This is a genomic window from Ottowia caeni, assembly GCF_050821495.1.
GTDB classification, from domain to species: domain Bacteria; phylum Pseudomonadota; class Gammaproteobacteria; order Burkholderiales; family Burkholderiaceae_C; genus Ottowia; species Ottowia caeni.
In genome coordinates, this window is the sequence record NZ_CP151080.1 from 1,166,884 (window position 1) to 1,184,570 (window position 17,687).

The following is a 17,687-nucleotide window of genomic DNA, read 5'->3' on the forward strand; positions in this document are numbered from 1 at the left end:
TCAACTTGCGAGTTCCAGTAGCCAGTCGGCCAGCACGCGAGTGCCCGCCGCCAGGTCTGAAGGAGTGGCAGATTCGGCTTCGTTGTGCGTAATCCCCAGGTGGCACGGAACAAACAACATGGCCGAAGGTGTCACCTTGTGCAGATAGCGCGCGTCGTGTCCTGCTGCCGAAGGCAGTTCACGGGTGGCGATCTGCAGGCGTTTGGCAATGGCAGCCGCCTGCTCGCACATGTGGGGAGGAAAACGCAAGGAATCTGCGGCCGAGAGTCGGTGGACCTGAACCGAGCACGGTCCACGGTGCGCCTGGCATATGGAGTCGACCATTGCGCCGAGTGCGCGCAAGGTGGCTGAATCTGGGTGGCGCAGATCTATGGAAAACTCGACTTGGCTGGCAACGACTGAGGGCGCATTGGGCAGTACGTCGAAGCGACCTACGGTGAACCGGGTCACGTCAGCGTCATCGTGCAATGCGGCGGCCAGTCCTTGCACCATGGCTGTGGCGGCCAGTAAGGCATCCTTGCGCTCACAGCGCCGAGACGTTCCCGCATGAGCGGCCTCACCTGTCACTAGTACCTGGAAGGTGTGCTTGCCCTGGATCCCTGTCACGATGCCTACTGGGTAGCCCTCGCGCTCAAGTACAGGGCCTTGTTCGATGTGGGCCTCAACATAGGCATGCACCGGATGCCCCAATGTTCGCTTTAGCACATGCGCGAGATGAGCCTGTTGTGCCGCCAGAGCCTCGCCTACGCTCAAGCCTTCCGCATCTCGCACAAGCAGCGTCTGCTCCAGCGTCCGGTCACCAGCGAAAACGGCTGACCCCATCATGCCAGGGGCAAAACGTGAGCCCTCTTCATTCATCCACGCCACCACATCAATGGCGCGGCGAGGTTTGACGTTGGATTCCAGAATCGCTTGCACGGCCTCCAGGGCGGCCATCACGCCATAAGCGCCATCAAAGCGTCCACCAGTGGGTTGGCTGTCCAGGTGCGATCCGCTGAGTACCGGCGCTGCATCTGGGTCCGTGCCCTGAAGGCGCAGGAACAGGTTGCCCGCATCATCTCGACTAGCCTCCAAGCCAAGAGCCTGGCCCCATTCCACGAGTGCGAGTTGGGCCTCCGTATCTTCTGCCGACAAAGCCTGACGGTTGACGCCGCCCAAAGGTGTGGCGCCGAATTGCGCGAGTGACTGAAGGCGGTCCCACAATCGCGCGTCGCTCACGAAAGAAGAGGGTGCGCGAGCCATCATGTGGTCTTCATGATCTCGGCAGGCATGGAGCGCGGGTCACGCGGCAGCCACTTGTCCTGCTCGACGGTTGCCAGAAAATCCGACACGAACTGATTGAACAGCCCCGGCTCGTCAATGTTGAGCGTGTGGCCTGTCTTGGGTAGCACCACCAAGCCGCTGGCTGGGATCACGCGCTTGAGGTAAAGACCAGGCTGCAGGCAGTGGTCGTCCTCGTCGCCCACGATGATCAGCGTGGGCACGGCCATTTTCGAGAGATTGGCCTCCAGATCGTAAATCGAGGGGCGCATGGCTTGTACGCCCTGCATCGTGCGCGCCGAGCCGACAGCCGAGTGTTCGGATAACTGGGTCGCGAATTCCTGCCAGCCTCGGGGATCCTTGACCTGGAACACGATGCGAGATGCAGCGGTGGAATAAACCTTGGAGAATTCCACGGAGCCCAGTTCCTCGAACTTGCGCGCAACTTCCAGCGACACTTCACGAAAATAGGCTTCATGCTGCTTCTCGGCGCCGTAGCCGGCACCTGCCACCACGAGCGACAGCGCGCGCTCGGCATAGCGCAGACCAAAATGCAAGGTGGCAAAGCCGCCCATCGACAGGCCGACAATGTGGGCTTTTTCGATGCCGAGCGCCTCCATCACATCGGCTATGTCGTCGGTGGCGATGTCCTGGGAATAGCGCGACACGTCCTCCGGCACCTCTGATGGCAGGTAGCCTCTTGCTGCGAACGTAATGCAGCGATATCTGCGCGTGAAATACCGCATCTGCGGTTCCCAGCTGCGGTGGTCGCCGCCGAATTCATGCACGAACACGATGGGCGTGCCCGAGCCAGCTTCCTCGTAGTAAAGGCGTGTGCCATCGCGTGCGTTCAGGTAAGGCATGGTGAAGACCTTCAGGAAATTTCAGAAAAGAGGACCGGAGGTGGTTGATTGGCGGGCTTTGTCAACCATGGCCGGCAGCAGCTCGCAAAAGTGCTGCACCCACGCTTCGGGCACCGTCAGGCTGACCTTGACGAAGCGCTCGCCGAATCGCTTGGTGTGGTAGGTGCCCTGCCGGATCATCACGCCCTCTTGCTGATACGCTGCGACCAGCGCCTCGGGGTTTACTCCGGCCTCCACCGTTTCAATGACAAGCAAGTTCGCGTTAGACGGATACACCGGAATGTGCAGCCCGGGGATCTTCTGTACGGCCTCGTAAACGGCGGTCTGATTCGCCCGAAGCCGCTCCAATATGGTGGGAAACCATTCGGCCTTGGTTTTCAGTCCTGCAATGGCGGCGCGCTGCGACACCACATTGCTGCCCAGGTTGTTGGGAGGAGAGGTGGCAATGGTTTCTATGATGTCGGGGTTGGCGATCACCGCGCCCAGACGCAAGCCTGCCAGACCCAGCCACTTCGAGAAGCTATAAGTCAGGATGCTTTTTTCAGGGTAGTACTGCAGTGCCGGCGAGAAACCATCGGCAAACTGTGCATAGGTCGCATCGTGAATAAAGTAGGCGCCCACTGACCGCGCTATGTCGGTAAAGGCCTTGATCTCTTCAGAAGTGTGGCAGGTGCCCAGCGGGTTATTGGGGTCGACCAGGTAGATGACACGTGTGTGTTCGCTCACGGCGGCGCGCAGTTGCTCGGGCGTCAGCTTGTAGCCTTGTGCGGCGTCATAGATCGGCAGTTCGACCACGGTGGAGCCCGCCTTGCGCGCAAAGTGCATGGGCCAAGCCCAGCTCGGATCTGTGGTCACGAACTCGGTGCCTGGCTCGCAGAAGTTACTGCACACGTTGTACAGCGCTTCAACGGCACCGTCCGTCACGAAGGCGGACATTCCCGGTACGCCCACATCTTCCACGATGAGTTTGCGCAGCTCTTCGAATCCGGCCGGCGGCGCATACGCGTGATAGCTGCCATCGCGCAAGGCTTCAATGGCCGCGTCGATAACTGAGGGATGCGGATCGAAGTGGTTGGTGTTCTGGCCCAGCCACATCAGGCCAGGGGTATTGCACAGCTTGTCGAAGTACGCATTACGTAACTCGAAAGGAGGGGCGGCGGTGGGTGCATGCATAGTCATGACACCCTTAAAGCAGAAGTTATGCCAACCGGTCTAAAGCCTATATCTCCCCGGGAAGGGCAGAAAAATAGGCGTGGAAAGCGTTCCCGATCAGGTGCAGCCACTCAATTGGTGCATTCAAAAATCACTAATTTGTATATTTTTGGTGCGAAATTGATTTTGGCAGGGTAGCCTGCCGTAGTTTCTGGTGAATTTTTGTTGGCATGAATACTGCTGATGGTCATTGGTATATTGGTTGTCGGATGCGAACTACGCATCTTTGGACAACCTGGAACACACCATGAACACCACTTCGGCAAAGAAAGAAAAGGTTTCCGCTGCATCCCCTCGCGGCCGCGCCAAAGAGAAATCCATGACGTTGGCGGAAGAGCTGCAGGAATCCCTGGAGCAACTGATCGTCAGTGGCGCGCTGGCACCCGGTGCGCGCCTGGATGAAGCCGAATTGGTGGAGCGCTTCAAGGTCTCGCGTACCCCATTGCGTGAAGCCTTGAAATCCCTGGCAGGCACGGGGCTCGTGGAAATACGCGGTCACCAGGGCGCACACGTCACCAGCATCTCGGTGCCGATGTTGATCGAGATGTTCCAGATGATGGCCGTCAGCGAAGGGTTGTGCGCGCAATACGCCGCACGCCGCGCCACGCCGTCGCAGCGCGAACGCCTGGCGGAATTGCACAGCCAGCTGGAGACTGTGCTGGCCACCGCGGACCCCCAGCGGTTCTATGAGGTCAACAGGGATTTTCACGAAGCACTCTACGACGCATCCAATACCAGCTATCTGTCCGACCAGACGCGCAAGTTACGCACGCGCGTGGGCGTTTATCGCCGTCACGTGACCTTTCAGCACGGGCGCATGCAGGCCACCATCGGCGAACACAAGGCCATCCTGGACGCCGTTGCACGCAACGATCCAGATGCCGCTTTCAAGGCGGCTGTTGACCACGTCACCTTGCTTCAAGACGACATGGTCGATCTGATCGCCGCCATTTCTGTTCACTTTCCCGGCGCTTAGCGCCATTACTTCACCGGTACTCACCATGATCCAACTCGACCTCTCCGGCAAGACCGCACTCATCACAGGCGCATCCAAGGGCATCGGCCTGGCGGCAGCGCATTGTTTCGCGGAAGCTGGCTGCCATCTGCATCTGGCGGCACGCGATGGCGAAGCACTGCAAAGCGCCAAGGACGTGATCCTTTCCGCCTATGGCGTGAAAGTCAGCATCCACCCGATGGACCTGTCCGCGCCGGGCGCCATGCGTGCGTTGGATGCCGCGGTCGGCGATGTCGACATCCTGGTAAACAACGCGGGCGACATCCCCGCCGGCCCCATAGAGTCGCTCGATTTTGACGTGGTGCGTCGAGGCTTTGCGCTCAAGGTTCTGGGGTACATGGAATTGACCCAGCTCGTCTACGCCCGCATGAAACGCATGGGCCATGGTGTGATCGTCAACGACATCGGCAACTCCGGTGAGAACTGGGACGCCAATTACATCGCGGGCTCCACGGGCAACGCGGCCGTCATGGCTTTTACCAAGGCACTCGGCGGGGTCAGCCTGGACGACGGCATTCGCGTGGTGGGTGTCAACCCAGGTCCGGTAGCCACGGATCGCATGGTCAAGCTCATGAAGCGTCGAGCGCTCGATACGCACGGCGACGAAGGTCGCTGGGAAGAGCTGTTCGATCAGTATCCCGGTGGGCGTCCGGCAGAAGCCAAGGAAGTGGCTGAGTTGATGCTGTTCCTCGCATCACCCCACGCGGCCTACATCTCAGGCACCATCGTGACCATCGACGGAGGCATCGCTGCGCGTGGCTCCATCATCAAGTCCAGCAAGCGTGCCCAGGCGCAAGTGCCGGCAGCGTCGTGACGGAAGGCTATTCGCTCTTCGTTCGAAGTTAGGGGAGGGTGTGGCCGTGTTGGCAGGCGGTGCGCCGAAAACATCCATGCCCTCGCGCGCGGCTGATTTCAGCAACTCGGGTGTGGCGCGGATGTGCGCCTCCAGTTCCAGCGCCGCGCGCAATTCGTTGCCCGACATGGCCGCCTCGAAGATACCGCGATGTTCGTTGTGCACGTCTCTTCGGCCCTGCCCCAGGCCGATGGCGTAGCGCCGGTAGCGCTCGCTGTGCCGATTGAATGTGCGCAGCAGCCTGAGCGTCCACTCCGAGCCGCAGTTGGCCACCAGCACTTCATGAAACTGCGTGTTCAACGCTTCCCAGCGCTGTATGAGCGCCGGAAGAATCGGTTGCTCTATGGCAGACATCTGCGTGTACACCTCCTGCAGATCCTGGCGCCATTGATCGTTGGCGTGGCGTATGGATTGCCGAAGCGCGTCAATTTCGATACGCACCCGTAGGTCTGTCAGATCGTCCAGATCCTGCACCGTGATGGGCGTCACACGAAAACCGCGCTGACCTTCGGCTTCCACCAGCGCGTCACTTACCAGGCGGTTAAGTGCTTCGCGCAAAGTGCCTGCGCTCACGTCATAGCGCTGGCGCAAATGCTCTACCCGCAGTTTCACCCCAGGGGCTAAACGCCCCTCCACGATATCGTCTCGCAGCTGCGAATACGCGCGCTCAATCAGCGTGCGCGGGCTGTGAGCGTCATCGCCGTTGTGCGGGTTGTCCAGTGGAGGGATGCGGGCGGATCGTTTGGCCATGAGATTCGTGCGTGGTCGGGGCCGTTATTGGAGGTCAGGGTCTTGGAGCATAGCAGCGCCAACCCCAGTTGCCTTGAAACCCCAATTTCTTAATGTACGATGAAAGTGAAAGAATATCGATAAAAACTCTAAATGTTCAGTCGGAATTGGCTTAATTTGATCCAGATCACTCAATTATTATCGAGATTTGTATGGACAGAGTGGGGGCTTGAACTTAGAATGCGGCTTGATACGTGGCTCCTAAGTCACTGCAGGGGTGGTCCGTGCGTTGTCTGCCGGGCCAGCATGGTTGCATCAGCAAAGCGTCTTTAAGCGGAAAGAGACAATGAAAGAATTCCTCAACTTCATCAATGGCGAATACGTCAAGAACATCTCCGGCAAGACGTTCGAAGACCGCAACCCGGTGGACAACAGTGTCATCGGCAATATCTATGAAGCCGGCAGGCCCGAGGTTGATGCCGCCGTGGCAGCCGCCAAGGCTGCCCTGAAGGGCGACTGGGGCAAGATGGCCGTCGGCGAGCGCGTCAGGCTGCTCGACGCAGTGGCCCTGGAAATCAACCGCCGCTTCGATGATTTCCTGCAGGCAGAAATTGCCGATACCGGCAAGCCCTACGGCCTGGCTTCACACGTCGATATTCCGCGCGGTGCGGCCAACTTCCAGATTTTCGCCGACACCATCAAGAGCATGTCGACGGAATCGTTCAACATGCGCACTCCTGACGGCAAGACAGCCCTCAGCTATGGCGTTCGCGTGCCGCGCGGCGTGATCGCCGTGGTCTGCCCCTGGAACCTTCCTCTGCTGCTGATGACCTGGAAAGTCGGGCCGGCGCTGGCTTGCGGCAACACGGTTGTCGTCAAACCATCGGAGGAGTCCCCCGCCACCGCCACGCTGCTGGGTGAAGTGATGAACGCAGTCGGCATGCCCAAGGGCGTTTACAACGTGGTGCACGGATTCGGCCCGGGTTCTGCCGGCGAAATGCTGACCACCCACCCCGACGTCAATGGCATCACCTTCACGGGAGAAACCCGCACGGGCACTGCCATCATGCAAGCTGCAGCCGTGGGCATTCGCCCAGTGTCGCTTGAGCTTGGCGGCAAGAACGCCGCAGTCGTGTTTGCCGACTGTGATTTCCAGGTGGCTGTGGATACCGTCACCCGCTCCTGCTTTGAAAACGCCGGGCAAGTCTGCCTGGGTACCGAGCGCGTCTACGTGGAACGCCCGATTTTCGACAAGTTCGTGGCGGCTCTGAAGGAAAAAGCCGAAGCCATGAAGCCCGGCCTGCCCTTTGACAAAGACACCAAAATCGGACCTCTGATCAGCAAGGAACACCAGAAGAAGGTGCTGTCCTACTATCAGAAGGCCAAGGACGAAGGCGCCACGGTGGTCACCGGCGGTGGCGTTCCCGACATGCCAGATGCCCTGAAGGACGGCTGCTGGGTGCAGCCCACCATCTGGATCGGCCTGCCTGAAACGGCTGCGGTGGTCACCGAGGAAATCTTCGGCCCCTGCTGCCACATCTCCCCCTTCGACAGCGAAGAAGAAGTGCTGACCAAGGTCAACAGCAACCGCTACGGTCTGGCCACCGCCGTCTTCACTCAAGACATCGGTCGGGCCAACCGCATGGGGCATGGCATTGAGGTGGGACTGTGCTGGATCAACAGCTGGTTCCTGCGAGATCTGCGTACATCGTTCGGGGGCTCCAAACAGTCTGGCATCGGCCGCGAAGGCGGTGTTCATTCGTTCGAGTTCTACACTGAGCTTCGCAACGTGATGGTGAAGTTCTAATTATTAGGGGTGACATGAAAACCGAACTGATCAACCAACTGGGCGACGAGCTCTACGAGGCGCTCAAGGCTTGCCGTACGCTTGAGCCGTTGACCAATCGCCACGCCGACATCAGCATCGACGATGCCTACGCCATTCAGCAGCGCATGATGAAGCGACGCCTGGATGCAGGCGAGAAGGTCGTCGGCAAGAAGATCGGCGTGACCTCCAAAGCCGTGATGAACATGCTGGGTGTCTATCAGCCAGACTTTGGCTGGCTGACCGATGCCATGGTCTACAACGAAGGCGAGGCCATCGAGGCCAGCACCTTGATCCAGCCGAAGGCAGAAGGCGAGATCGCTTTCGTGCTCAAGAAGACCCTCAAGGGCCCTGGTGTCAGCGCGGCTGATGTCCTCGCCGCCACCGAAGGCGTGATGACTTGCTTCGAGATCGTCGACTCCCGCATCCAGGACTGGAAGATCAAGATTCAGGACACCGTGGCTGACAACGCAAGTTGCGGCGTGTTCGTGTTGGGCGATCGGTTGGTCGACGTGCGCGACGTCGATTTGGCCACCTGCGGCATGGTGCTGGAAAAGAACGGCGAAATCGTGGCCACTGGTGCTGGCGCAGCTGCCCTGGGCCATCCGGCCAACGCCGTGGCCTGGCTGGCCAACACGCTCGGCGCGCATGGCATTGCGCTGGAAGCCGGAGAAGTGGTGTTGTCAGGTTCGCTCGGAATCATGGTGCCTGTGAAAGCCGGCGACAACCTGCGCGTGAGTATCGGCGGAATTGGCTCCTGTTCAGTTCGCTTTAACTGAAGTGGCAGAAGGAATAAATTAATGAGCAAGAAAATCAAATGCGCACTGATCGGCCCAGGCAACATTGGTACCGATCTGCTGGCTAAACTGCAGCGCAGTCCGGTGCTGGAGCCTGTCTGGATGGTCGGCATCGACCCAGCCTCCGACGGCCTCAAACGCGCCCAGGAAATGGGCATCAAGACCACAGCCGACGGCGTAGATGGCCTGGTGCCCCACATCAAGGCCGATGGTGTGCAGATCGTCTTTGACGCCACCAGTGCCTACGTGCACGCCGAGAACTCGCGCAAAGTTAACGCCGAGGGTGCAATGATGATCGACCTCACGCCCGCGGCCATTGGCCCCTACTGCGTGCCGCCAGTCAACCTCAAGCAGCACGTGGGCCAGGCCGAGATGAATGTCAATATGGTCACCTGCGGTGGCCAGGCCACCATTCCCATGGTGGCGGCAGTAAGCCGCGTGCAAGCTGTTGAGTACGGCGAAATCGTGGCCACCGTGTCCAGCCGCTCGGTGGGCCCTGGCACGCGCAAGAACATTGACGAGTTCACACGCACCACCGCTGGCGCGGTTGAAAAGGTGGGCGGCGCCAAGAAGGGCAAGGCCATCATCATCATCAACCCGGCCGATCCACCGCTGATCATGCGCGACACCGTGCACTGCCTGACCGTGGACGAACCCGATCAGGCCGCCATCACCAAGAGCATCCACGACATGATCGTCGAGGTGCAAAAGTATGTGCCAGGCTACCGGCTGGTCAACGGTCCGGTGTTCGACGGCAAGCGCGTGTCGGTGTTCCTGGAAGTCGAAGGACTGGGCGACTACCTGCCCAAGTATGCCGGCAACCTCGACATCATGACCGCTGCCGCCGCACGCACCGCCGAGATGTTTGCCGAGGAAATCCTCGCAGGAACACTCACGCTCCAACCCGTCGTGGCCTGAAGGAGAAACGAACATGAGTCAACTCAAAGGTAAAAAAATCACGGTGCATGACATGACGCTGCGCGACGGCATGCACCCCAAGCGTCACTTGATGACGCTGGAGCAGATGACCACCATCGCACAGGGTCTGGACGCTGCTGGCGTCCCGCTGATCGAGGTCACGCACGGCGACGGCCTGGGCGGCAGCTCCGTCAACTACGGCTTCCCGGCGCACTCCGACGAGGAATATCTCGGTGCCGTGATCCCTCTCATGAAGCAGGCCAAGGTCTCCGCGCTGCTGCTGCCAGGCATCGGCACCGTCGATCACCTCAAAATGGCTCGCGAGCTGGGCGTGCACACCATCCGCGTGGCCACGCACTGCACCGAGGCCGATGTGAGCGAGCAACACATCACCATGGCGCGCAAAATGGACATGGACACCGTCGGCTTCCTGATGATGGCCCACATGAACTCGCCTGAAGGCCTGGTCTCGCAGGCCAAGCTGATGGAGAGCTACGGCGCCAACTGCATCTACATCACCGACTCCGCCGGGCACATGCTGCCACACGACGTGAAGGAAAAGCTGGGACGCGTGCGCGAGGCCCTCAAGCCCGAAACTGAACTGGGTTTTCACGGCCACCACAACCTCGCCATGGGCGTCGCCAACTCGATCGCCGCGATCGAAGTAGGTGCCAACCGCATCGATGCGGCCGCCGCGGGCTTGGGTGCAGGTGCGGGCAACACGCCCATGGAAATTCTGGTGTCGGTTTGCGATCTCATGGGCATAGAAACCGGCGTTGATGTGTTCGCTATTCAGGACGTGGCTGAAGACCTGGTCGTGCCGATCATGGACTTCCCGATCCGCTGCGACCGCGATGCACTCACGCTGGGTTATGCCGGCGTGTACGGTTCGTTCCTGCTGTTTGCCAAGCGCGCCGAGAAAAAATACGGTGTGCCAGCGCGCGAGATCCTCGTCGAGATGGGGCGCCGTGGCATGGTGGGCGGACAGGAAGACATGATCGAAGACACCGCGCTGACGCTGGCCAAAGCCCGCCAGGCTGCTTGATACAGGAGACGGAACCATGGCACTCGACGAAAAAATCCTTGATCAGCTCGCAGCACATCTGGAGAACTGCCAGCTCAAGAGGGAAGATACGCCCAAGGTCACCGATACCTATCCGGACATGAGCTGGGACGACGCCTATGCCGTTCAGGACCGTATCCTGGCATCCAAGCTGGCGAAGGGCTCGCAGATCGCCGGCTACAAGGCAGGCCTCACCTCGCACGCCAAAATGAAGCAAATGGGCGTGACCGATCCGGTGTTCGGTTTCCTGGTCAGCGAGTACATCGTGCCCGAGGGCGGCGAAGTCAAGGTGAGCGATCTGATCCATCCCAAGGTGGAACCGGAAATCTGTTTTGTCACCAGGACGGAACTGAAAGGCCCAGGTTGCAGCATCGCCACCGTTCTGGCTGCCAGTGACGTGGTGCTGCCTGGCATCGAAGTCATCGACAGCCGTTACCGCGACTTCAAGTTCGACCTCAAGAGCGTGGTGGCTGACAACACCTCTGCCGCGCGCTTCGTGGTCGGCGGGCGTGCCGTGGATGCCCGTAGCGTGGATCTGCGCACCACCGGCGTGGTGCTGGAGAAAAACGGCGAAGTTGTGGCGCTAGGTGCCGGAGCCGCTGTGCTGGGGCACCCCGCGGCGGCGGTGGCCATGCTGGTCAACCATCTGGGCCGCCGCGGCAAGAGCCTGCCGGCTGGCAGCTTGGTGCTGTCGGGTGGAATTACCGAGGCGGTGGCCGTTCAGGCAGGCGATAACGTCACGTTGCGGGTGCAAGGCATGGGCAGCGTTTCTGTGCGCTTCACCTGATTTTTTCATGACGCGCTGACGCGTCATCTCCCTCTGACTGTTTGAGTTTTGCACTGCTTTCCCGCACGCGGGAGAGGGCGGGTGCGGCCGCGGCCGGTCGAGGGCTGTGGGCGGGCGGCGTATCCACCCTTACTTCTTTTTCTTAACTGGAGACACCATGAAACGACGTGACCTTATTGCCGCTGCGGCGGCCAGCGCAGCCGGAATGTTGCCGGGCATGTCCTGGGCGCAAGCGGCGACTTACCCGACCAAGCCGGTCAAGCTGATCGTGCCCTTCCCGCCCGGAGGTCCGACCGACATCATGGGGCGCACGGCCGCGAAAGCCATGGGGGACAAACTGGGTCAGCAGTTCGTGGTGGAGAACAAGGCGGGTGCGGGCGGCAACATTGGTACCGATGCAGTAGCCAAGGCGGCGGCGGATGGCTACACCATTGGTCTGTCTGCCATCAGCAGCCTGGCCATCGGCCCACATCTGTACACCAAGTTTCCTTTCAACGTCGAGAAGGACCTCGCGCCGATCTCGTTGGTGGGCACGACCCCGTGCGTTGTCGTGATCAACCCTTCGGCACCTTTCAGCGACCTGAAGGGACTCATTGCGTATGCCAAGGCCAACCCAGGCAAGCTGCAATATGCGATTTCGGGTATTGGCACCAGCAACCATCTGGCCTCGGAACTGCTGCAGTCGGTCGCCGGCATCCAGATGACGAGCGTGCCGTACAAAGGCTCCAGCCAGATCGTGCCCGACCTGCTCTCCGGCGTGATCCAGCTGAGCATGGAAAGCTCTTTGGCCACGACTTTGCAGCACATCAAGGCTGGCAAACTCAAGGCACTCGCGGTCACGTCGCCTACCCGCTCCAAGGCTCTGCCCGATGTGCCCACTGTGGCTGAGTCCGGCTTCCCGGGGTTCGCGGTCGAAACCTGGTTCGGGCTGGTTGCGCCTGCCGCCACACCACCCGCCATCGTGCAAAAACTCCAGGCTGCCTGGGCGGATGGCTCCAAGACGGCTGAAGCCCAGAATGCCTTTGACAATATCTCTGGCAACCTGCGCGTCAACTCGCCGCAAGAGTTCGCTGCGTTCATCCAGTCAGAGAACAAGCGTTGGGGCGACCTCATCCGCAAGCTAGGCATCAAGGCCGACTGATTCCCCAGGTGCCGCAAAGAAAGCCCCTTTGGGGGCTTTTTGCTGAGCGCAAATTCTCGGGTTCACGCTATCTTTGTAGGAGCGGCTTTAGCCGCGAAGGGCTTATCGCTCCTAAAGCCGTTCATCTATACGAGAGAGCATCTGCACGGTTGGAGAAATCCTCTTCAGCCGCGAAAAGCAACTCAATAATGCGGCGGAATCTCGTCGCGTGCGCTGGTGAGTGCATCTGACCCACCTTCCGGGACTCTTCTGCGCAACTCATCCACCTCTCGCATCAGCCGATCGATTTGCTGCTGTTGGCGGTATATGGTCAGGTTCAATTGGTCCAGCAAGTCTTCGCTGTAGCTGGCTTTGATTTCCAGCGCGGTCAGGCGGTCGTCGGTATCGCTCGATGTGGGCATGGCTGCATGATCTCACAGACTTTTCAGGTTTAGCCTGGAACCGGCCCGAGGTTCAGGCAGCATGACCAAAAAAGAGCCTCGCTGGCAAACACCTCAAGGGTGTCGGCTGGCAGGCTCATGCAATGGCGCCAGCAGGGGCGCCTCCCACGATGAACAAACTATGAGCGAAAACAGCAGGCTATCGGCTCTCGAGGTCCGGCAGCGTGCGGGCGCCGAGCATGGGGCCGTACTTATTTGGTGAGAATCAGCTTGCCCAGCTTTGTGGCCTGCAGTCTGTAGACGGACCCGTTGTGGCTGATCTCAACTGTTTTTCGGCCTTGTAGAAGGTGGTCGCTCGGCAACGGTGGTGGCGCAGGAGAAATCATGATCGGAGAAGCATCTGGCGTGCTGAGCCGTGCGGGCGATGACAGGTGAAGCGTTTCGCGGCAGGTTTCCATGGTGATGGTTTCCTCGTTAAACTGGCGTTATCAGGGAGGTTAGGTGCAGGAAGGCAACCGGCTAACCGCCGCTCTTGGGCTGAGTGATGAAACCGATCTTCTTCAACCCGGCTTGCTGCGCGGCAGCCATGGCTTGCGCCACGCGCTCGTAGCGAACGTCCTTGTCGCCTCGGATGTGCAGGTCAGGTTGTGGCTCCTTGGCGGCTTCGGACATCAAACGTGCGGGCAGGGCGTCGTCGGAGATCATCTCTTCGCCCAGGAAGTAGCTGCCGTCGGCCTTGACCGACAGGTTCAGCGTCTCGGGCTTGATCAGCTCCTTCTCGTTGGTCGCGGTGGGCAACTCCACGTTGACGGAGTGCTTCATGACCGGCACCGTGATGATGAACACGATCAGCAGCACCAGCATCACGTCGATGAACGGGACCATGTTGATCTCGCTCATCACCTCGTCGGTTTCTTCGGCAATGAATCCGGCCATTTGGGTTTGCTCTTTTCAGAAGATGTGAGAAATGCCGAGCTCGCTCAGGCCTTCTTCATGGGAACGACACGGCTGTCGGCGGGCGCTGTGCCAACCCGAGCGCCAGTAACGTAGTAGGCGTGCAGATCGTGTGCAAACCGGCCCAGCTTGGCCAGAATATGCTTGTTGCCGCGAACCAGCGCGTTGTAGCCCAGCACGGCGGGAATAGCCACGGCCAAGCCCAGTGCCGTCATGATCAGAGCCTCTCCGATGGGGCCGGCCACTTTGTCGATGGTGGCTTGGCCAGCAACGCCAATACTCATCAGGGCGTGATAGATGCCCCACACGGTTCCGAACAGGCCGACGAAGGGCGCGGTTGAGCCCACGGAGGCCAGAATCGCGAGACCAACCTGCAGCCTGGTGGTTGTGGCGTCGATGCTGTTGCGCAGAGCGCGGGAGATCCAGTCGCTCACGTCCAGTGAGTCGTGCAGTTGGGCCTGGGTGGCGCGATGATGGGCGGCGGCTTCGCGGCCTTCTATGGCCAGTTCACGGAAGGGGTTGCCATCTGCCGTGCCCAGCTTGTCCAGGGCTTCGGCCATGTCGGATGAGTGCCAGAAGCTCTCCACTTTTGCGGCAAGACGCTTGGCGCGCACCACGTCAAGAGCCTTGATGAGGATGACGATCCAGGTCAGCAACGACATGCCAATCAAGGTCAGGAACACCGCGCGCGTCACCCAGTCACCCTGTGACCAGACATGAAATAGACCAAACTGAGAATCCATGATTACTCCAAGACCAAATTGAGTTATTCGAGAACGAAATTGAGAGGTACGTTGAACCACATCGCTTCGGGCACGCCGTCGCGGGTGCCGGGCTTGTAGCGCCAACGGTCGCGGGCAGTTTCCAGGGCCACCTGGTCTAGCCGGTCAAAGCCGCTGGATTGCTGTATCCGGGCTTCCTGAGCACGTCCGTCGGGACCAATCAGCACGCGAATGACGACGCGGCCAGTTTCACCCAGCCGGCGACTCATTGACGGGTAGGGGGGCGCGGGGTTGTTCAGGTACTGGGCTGTGCTTGAGGGTTGCACGATCCTTGGAGGTGCAGGCGGTGCAGGCGGTGCAGGGGGCGCGGGCGGTGCAGCGGGGGCAGTCTGGGCGACGGGTGCTGGCGCAGGAGCTGGAGCCAGCTCGGTGGTCATCACGGAAGGCGTGGAATCAGCTACCGCGAGGGGCTGTGGCGCTTTGACAGGAGCTGGGGCAGGGCGCGGCCGCACGACCGGCTTGGCGCGCGGTTCAGGAGCCGGCGGTGGCGGAGCGGCCGGCTCAGGTGGACCTTGGGGCTCAGGCGGCGCTGGTGTGATGAATTCGGCCAGAATTTCCACAGGCACGACCACCTCGACAGCGCGCCGCAGCAGACCGCTTTGCAGAGCCCATAAACCCACGCCATGGAATAGCAGGACAGCGCCCACAATGACTGTGTTTCGGCCAAGGCGTATCACGCGTGTAGGTTGAGAGGGCAGCGCAGCGGAAGTGGACATCGTGTGAGTGCCACTCTGCTCGAAACTGGTGCGAGCGGTGGCTGTGACAGGCAAGAAAAGCGTATGAGAGACTAAACCAGGAGGGAGAAAAGTGGCAAAAAATTCTTGCTAATCCCGACTAACGTCTTAGGACCCACCACAGGGCACCGATCAAAAATATCAGGCTGCCCGCAAAAGCGAGGAGGGCGCTGCCGTTCATTGTGTGGCACTACCCGTCAATCAGCCGTTGGCCGCCCGCCGCTGAACCCGTGTGGCACGGGCACCGTTTCCTGGTGCAGGGCAGCTATGGGGCGGCCTACGCTGCACTGCGAGACAATGTCGCGCGCGCAGCCTTCGCACGCGCCGCAGCAGGTGGCCACACCCAGTTCAAGCTGGATGTCATCAAAGCTCATGCCAGCATGGGCGTGCCGGCTAATGTCGCGGTCAGAAACACGGTTGCAGATGCAAACGATCATGTTGAATCAACCTGGGGCTGGAAGCGTAATCTTGGGCTAAATGTTAAATGAGAATTAATCTCATTGTCAACAACTATCTCGCGAGTAGGGAGAATTTATAAGCCTGTGGGTGTGTCGAGCAGTTCCCGGGTGGCGTCAGCCAGCGTGCGGCAGCCGCTCAAGGCCATGGCCATTTCCAATTCGTCGCGCAGAATCCGTATGACGCGGGCAACCCCCAAGGCGCCAGCCACGGCCAGGCCGTGCATCAGCGGCCGGCCGATCAGCACGGCGTTGGCGCCCAGAGCCATGGCTTTGAGAATATCGGTGCCGCGGCGAATGCCGCCATCGACGATCAGCGGCAGTTGGCCATCCACGGCATCGGCAATGCGCGCCAGGGCGCGGGCGGAGGCGGGAGCGGTGTCCAGAGTGCGACCACCATGGTTGCTGACAATCAGGCCGGCCAGTCCCATCTCGCGGGCCCGGAGCGCGTCTTGCGGGTGCAGCACGCCCTTGAGCCAGATCGGTAGCGGAGTGCGCGCCTGGAGCCAGGCGATGTCTTCCCAGCACAGGGCGTGTGCCGGTATGCCCCCGCAATAGGTGGCAGCTTCATGGGTGGTAGGGGGCGGCACGCCTTGAAGATGCACGCTCTCTATGCCCGGCGGCAGTTTGAATTCGGCGCGCCGCTCTCGATCACGGGCTCCGCTAACCGGGGCGTCGGCCGTAAGTACCAGTGCCTCGTAGCCGGCAGCTCGGGCGCGCTCGGCGAGTTCCAGGTTGAAGGCGCGGTCGTGTTGCCAATACAGCTGAAACCACATGGGTCCCCGCTCCTGATCGCCCAGCATGGCCTGTGCCACCATTTCCAGAGGCACGCTGGACTGCGTGCTGAGAATATAGCCGGCACCCTGGGCAGCTGCAGCCAACGCGCTGGCGACCTCGCCTTCAGCGTGCGCCAGGCGCTGATGGGCCACCGGAGCCAGCAAGATAGGGTGCGCCAGATCGCGGCCAGCCAGCTTGACCCGGGTGTGGCCTCCGCAAAGCGGTTGCAGAACGCGAGGCCATATTTCCAGCCTTTGCCACGCCTGCGCGTTCGCGTTCAATGTGAATTCGTCGGCGGCGCCGCCGCTGAGGTAGGCCCAGCTCCCGGGTTCGAGCTTTTCACGGGCTTGCACTTCGTAATCGGAAAGGGTCACGAGCGGAGCAGCCATGGCGTCAGATGTCAGATGTCAGATGTCAGATGTCAGATGTCAGATGTCAGATGTCAGGTGGTGGCCCACATGCGCAGCAGGTTGTGATAGGTGCCGGTCAGCGCGCGCGCTTCGGCGGTTTCGCCGTGGCGCTTGCGCAGCGCGAGCAATGACATATCCATGTCGAACAGTAGGGCGCGCTGCTCGGGGGAGCGCACCATACTCTCAATCCACAGAAAACTGGCGATGCGCTCCCCCCGTGTCACGGGCAGCACTTCGTGCACACTGGTGCCCAGGTACAGAACGGCATCGCCCGCAGGAAGCTTGACTTGCCGAGACGGCTCGCCAGGAGCGCCGTGGACCACGAGTTCGCCGCCGTCATAGTCAGCGGGGTCACAGAAGAAAACGGTGCAGGAGAGATCGCTGCGCACCCACTCGCCGGTGGCCGCGGAGTGCATGACGGCCCCGTCTACATGCGGACCGTAGTGGTTGGCATCACCACCGTAGCGGTTGAACAGCGGATTGAAGATTCGGCGGGGCAGTGCCGCCGAGAGCACCACAGGGTCACGCCTCAGCGCTCCAAGCACCATTTCTCGGAGCGTGGCGGCGCAAGCACTTTCTTGCGCCAGCTGAAGGTTGTTCTTCTGTTGTACGGCTTGCCCCCCGCGCTGGCGCGCCCGTCCACCCAGGGGGTGTCCGGGGCTCGCAGCAGTGCCCGCGCCTGATCGACTTCGGTGGTGGTCAGCAGGCCTTTCAGGTGCAGCAGCATGGGAG

At 60.7% G+C, this 17,687-nt stretch carries 21 protein-coding genes; 8 read left to right on the top strand and 13 right to left on the bottom strand.

Annotated elements, in window-relative coordinates; all coding sequences use genetic code 11:
- The 3 genes from AAAK34_RS05610 to AAAK34_RS05620 are packed head-to-tail and all read right to left on the bottom strand — an operon-like array spanning position 1 to position 3,296.
- The gene (locus AAAK34_RS05610; protein ID WP_231693671.1) at positions 1-1,245 is read right to left on the bottom strand and encodes a M20 family metallo-hydrolase; all 1,245 of its coding nucleotides are present in this window, start codon (positions 1,243-1,245) and stop codon (positions 1-3) included.
- Positions 1,242-2,123: an alpha/beta fold hydrolase gene (locus tag AAAK34_RS05615; RefSeq protein WP_231693670.1), complete on the bottom strand. Its 882-nt coding sequence runs from the start codon at positions 2,121-2,123 to the stop codon at positions 1,242-1,244. The genes AAAK34_RS05610 and AAAK34_RS05615 overlap by 4 nt, the downstream gene beginning before the upstream one ends.
- Before the next feature lie 21 nt (positions 2,124-2,144).
- The gene (locus AAAK34_RS05620; protein WP_431777826.1) at positions 2,145-3,296 is read right to left on the bottom strand and encodes a pyridoxal phosphate-dependent aminotransferase; all 1,152 of its coding nucleotides are present in this window, start codon (positions 3,294-3,296) and stop codon (positions 2,145-2,147) included.
- 286 nt (positions 3,297-3,582) lie between these two features.
- On the opposite strand from AAAK34_RS05620, the gene AAAK34_RS05625 reads away from it, so the two are divergent.
- Both AAAK34_RS05625 and AAAK34_RS05630 read left to right on the top strand, forming a co-directional pair.
- On the top strand, positions 3,583-4,311 hold the full coding sequence (locus AAAK34_RS05625) for a GntR family transcriptional regulator (RefSeq protein ID WP_231693668.1): 729 nt from the start codon (positions 3,583-3,585) through the stop codon (positions 4,309-4,311).
- 28 nt (positions 4,312-4,339) lie between these two features.
- On the top strand, positions 4,340-5,164 hold the full coding sequence (locus AAAK34_RS05630) for an SDR family oxidoreductase (protein ID WP_231693815.1): 825 nt from the start codon (positions 4,340-4,342) through the stop codon (positions 5,162-5,164).
- Here the strand turns inward: AAAK34_RS05630 and AAAK34_RS05635 are convergent.
- Entirely contained in the window at positions 5,066-5,953 is an 888-nt protein-coding gene (locus tag AAAK34_RS05635; RefSeq protein WP_431777827.1) for a GntR family transcriptional regulator, read from the bottom strand. The two genes, AAAK34_RS05630 and AAAK34_RS05635, sit on opposite strands and share 99 nt — an antisense overlap.
- Positions 5,954-6,278: 325 nt before the next feature.
- Between AAAK34_RS05635 and AAAK34_RS05640 the strand changes: the two genes are divergently transcribed.
- The 6 genes from AAAK34_RS05640 (at position 6,279) to AAAK34_RS05665 (ending at position 12,463) form a co-directional block, all read left to right on the top strand.
- On the top strand, positions 6,279-7,739 hold the full coding sequence (locus AAAK34_RS05640; RefSeq protein WP_231693666.1) for a 2-hydroxymuconic semialdehyde dehydrogenase: 1,461 nt from the start codon (positions 6,279-6,281) through the stop codon (positions 7,737-7,739).
- 14 nt (positions 7,740-7,753) lie between these two features.
- Positions 7,754-8,536: a 2-oxopent-4-enoate hydratase gene (gene dmpE / locus AAAK34_RS05645; protein ID WP_231693665.1), complete on the top strand. Its 783-nt coding sequence runs from the start codon at positions 7,754-7,756 to the stop codon at positions 8,534-8,536.
- Between the two features lie 21 nt (positions 8,537-8,557).
- Positions 8,558-9,472, top strand: a complete 915-nt coding sequence (locus AAAK34_RS05650; RefSeq protein ID WP_231693664.1) for an acetaldehyde dehydrogenase (acetylating) — start codon at positions 8,558-8,560, stop codon at positions 9,470-9,472.
- Between the two features lie 13 nt (positions 9,473-9,485).
- Entirely contained in the window at positions 9,486-10,517 is a 1,032-nt protein-coding gene (gene dmpG / locus AAAK34_RS05655) for a 4-hydroxy-2-oxovalerate aldolase (protein ID WP_231693663.1), read from the top strand.
- 16 nt (positions 10,518-10,533) lie between these two features.
- Positions 10,534-11,322 carry a 2-oxo-3-hexenedioate decarboxylase gene (gene dmpH / locus AAAK34_RS05660; protein ID WP_231693662.1) on the top strand — a complete coding sequence of 263 codons (789 nt, stop codon included), beginning with the start codon at positions 10,534-10,536 and terminating at the stop codon, positions 11,320-11,322.
- Between the two features lie 157 nt (positions 11,323-11,479).
- Entirely contained in the window at positions 11,480-12,463 is a 984-nt protein-coding gene (locus tag AAAK34_RS05665; protein WP_231693661.1) for a tripartite tricarboxylate transporter substrate binding protein, read from the top strand.
- 182 nt (positions 12,464-12,645) lie between these two features.
- On the opposite strand, the gene AAAK34_RS05670 is transcribed toward AAAK34_RS05665, so the two are convergent.
- The 9 genes from AAAK34_RS05670 to AAAK34_RS05710 all read right to left on the bottom strand — a co-directional run bounded on the left by AAAK34_RS05670 (position 12,646) and on the right by AAAK34_RS05710 (position 17,682).
- Entirely contained in the window at positions 12,646-12,864 is a 219-nt protein-coding gene (locus AAAK34_RS05670; protein WP_231693660.1) for a SlyX family protein, read from the bottom strand.
- A gap of 230 nt (positions 12,865-13,094) precedes the next feature.
- Positions 13,095-13,301, bottom strand: coding sequence for a hemin uptake protein HemP (gene hemP / locus AAAK34_RS05675; protein WP_231693659.1), 207 nt, complete (start codon positions 13,299-13,301; stop codon positions 13,095-13,097).
- Between the two features lie 61 nt (positions 13,302-13,362).
- Positions 13,363-13,779 carry an ExbD/TolR family protein gene (locus AAAK34_RS05680; RefSeq protein ID WP_231693658.1) on the bottom strand — a complete coding sequence of 139 codons (417 nt, stop codon included), beginning with the start codon at positions 13,777-13,779 and terminating at the stop codon, positions 13,363-13,365.
- 44 nt (positions 13,780-13,823) lie between these two features.
- The gene (locus AAAK34_RS05685; protein ID WP_231693657.1) at positions 13,824-14,540 is read right to left on the bottom strand and encodes a MotA/TolQ/ExbB proton channel family protein; all 717 of its coding nucleotides are present in this window, start codon (positions 14,538-14,540) and stop codon (positions 13,824-13,826) included.
- A gap of 23 nt (positions 14,541-14,563) precedes the next feature.
- A complete protein-coding gene (locus AAAK34_RS05690) occupies positions 14,564-15,295 on the bottom strand; it encodes an energy transducer TonB (RefSeq protein ID WP_231693656.1) in 732 nt (243 codons plus the stop codon).
- Between the two features lie 215 nt (positions 15,296-15,510).
- The gene (locus AAAK34_RS05695) at positions 15,511-15,750 is read right to left on the bottom strand and encodes a (2Fe-2S)-binding protein (protein ID WP_231693655.1); all 240 of its coding nucleotides are present in this window, start codon (positions 15,748-15,750) and stop codon (positions 15,511-15,513) included.
- 95 nt (positions 15,751-15,845) lie between these two features.
- Positions 15,846-16,934 carry an alpha-hydroxy acid oxidase gene (locus AAAK34_RS05700; protein ID WP_231693654.1) on the bottom strand — a complete coding sequence of 363 codons (1,089 nt, stop codon included), beginning with the start codon at positions 16,932-16,934 and terminating at the stop codon, positions 15,846-15,848.
- A gap of 53 nt (positions 16,935-16,987) precedes the next feature.
- Complete coding sequence (locus AAAK34_RS05705) at positions 16,988-17,542, bottom strand: Fe2+-dependent dioxygenase (RefSeq protein ID WP_431778001.1); 555 nt, start codon at positions 17,540-17,542, stop codon at positions 16,988-16,990.
- Positions 17,485-17,682 (bottom strand): hypothetical protein, encoded by a 198-nt coding sequence (locus AAAK34_RS05710; protein ID WP_431777828.1) that lies wholly within the window; start codon positions 17,680-17,682, stop codon positions 17,485-17,487. Before AAAK34_RS05710 ends, AAAK34_RS05705 begins: the two co-directional genes overlap by 58 nt.
- Positions 17,683-17,687 lie beyond the last annotated feature (5 nt).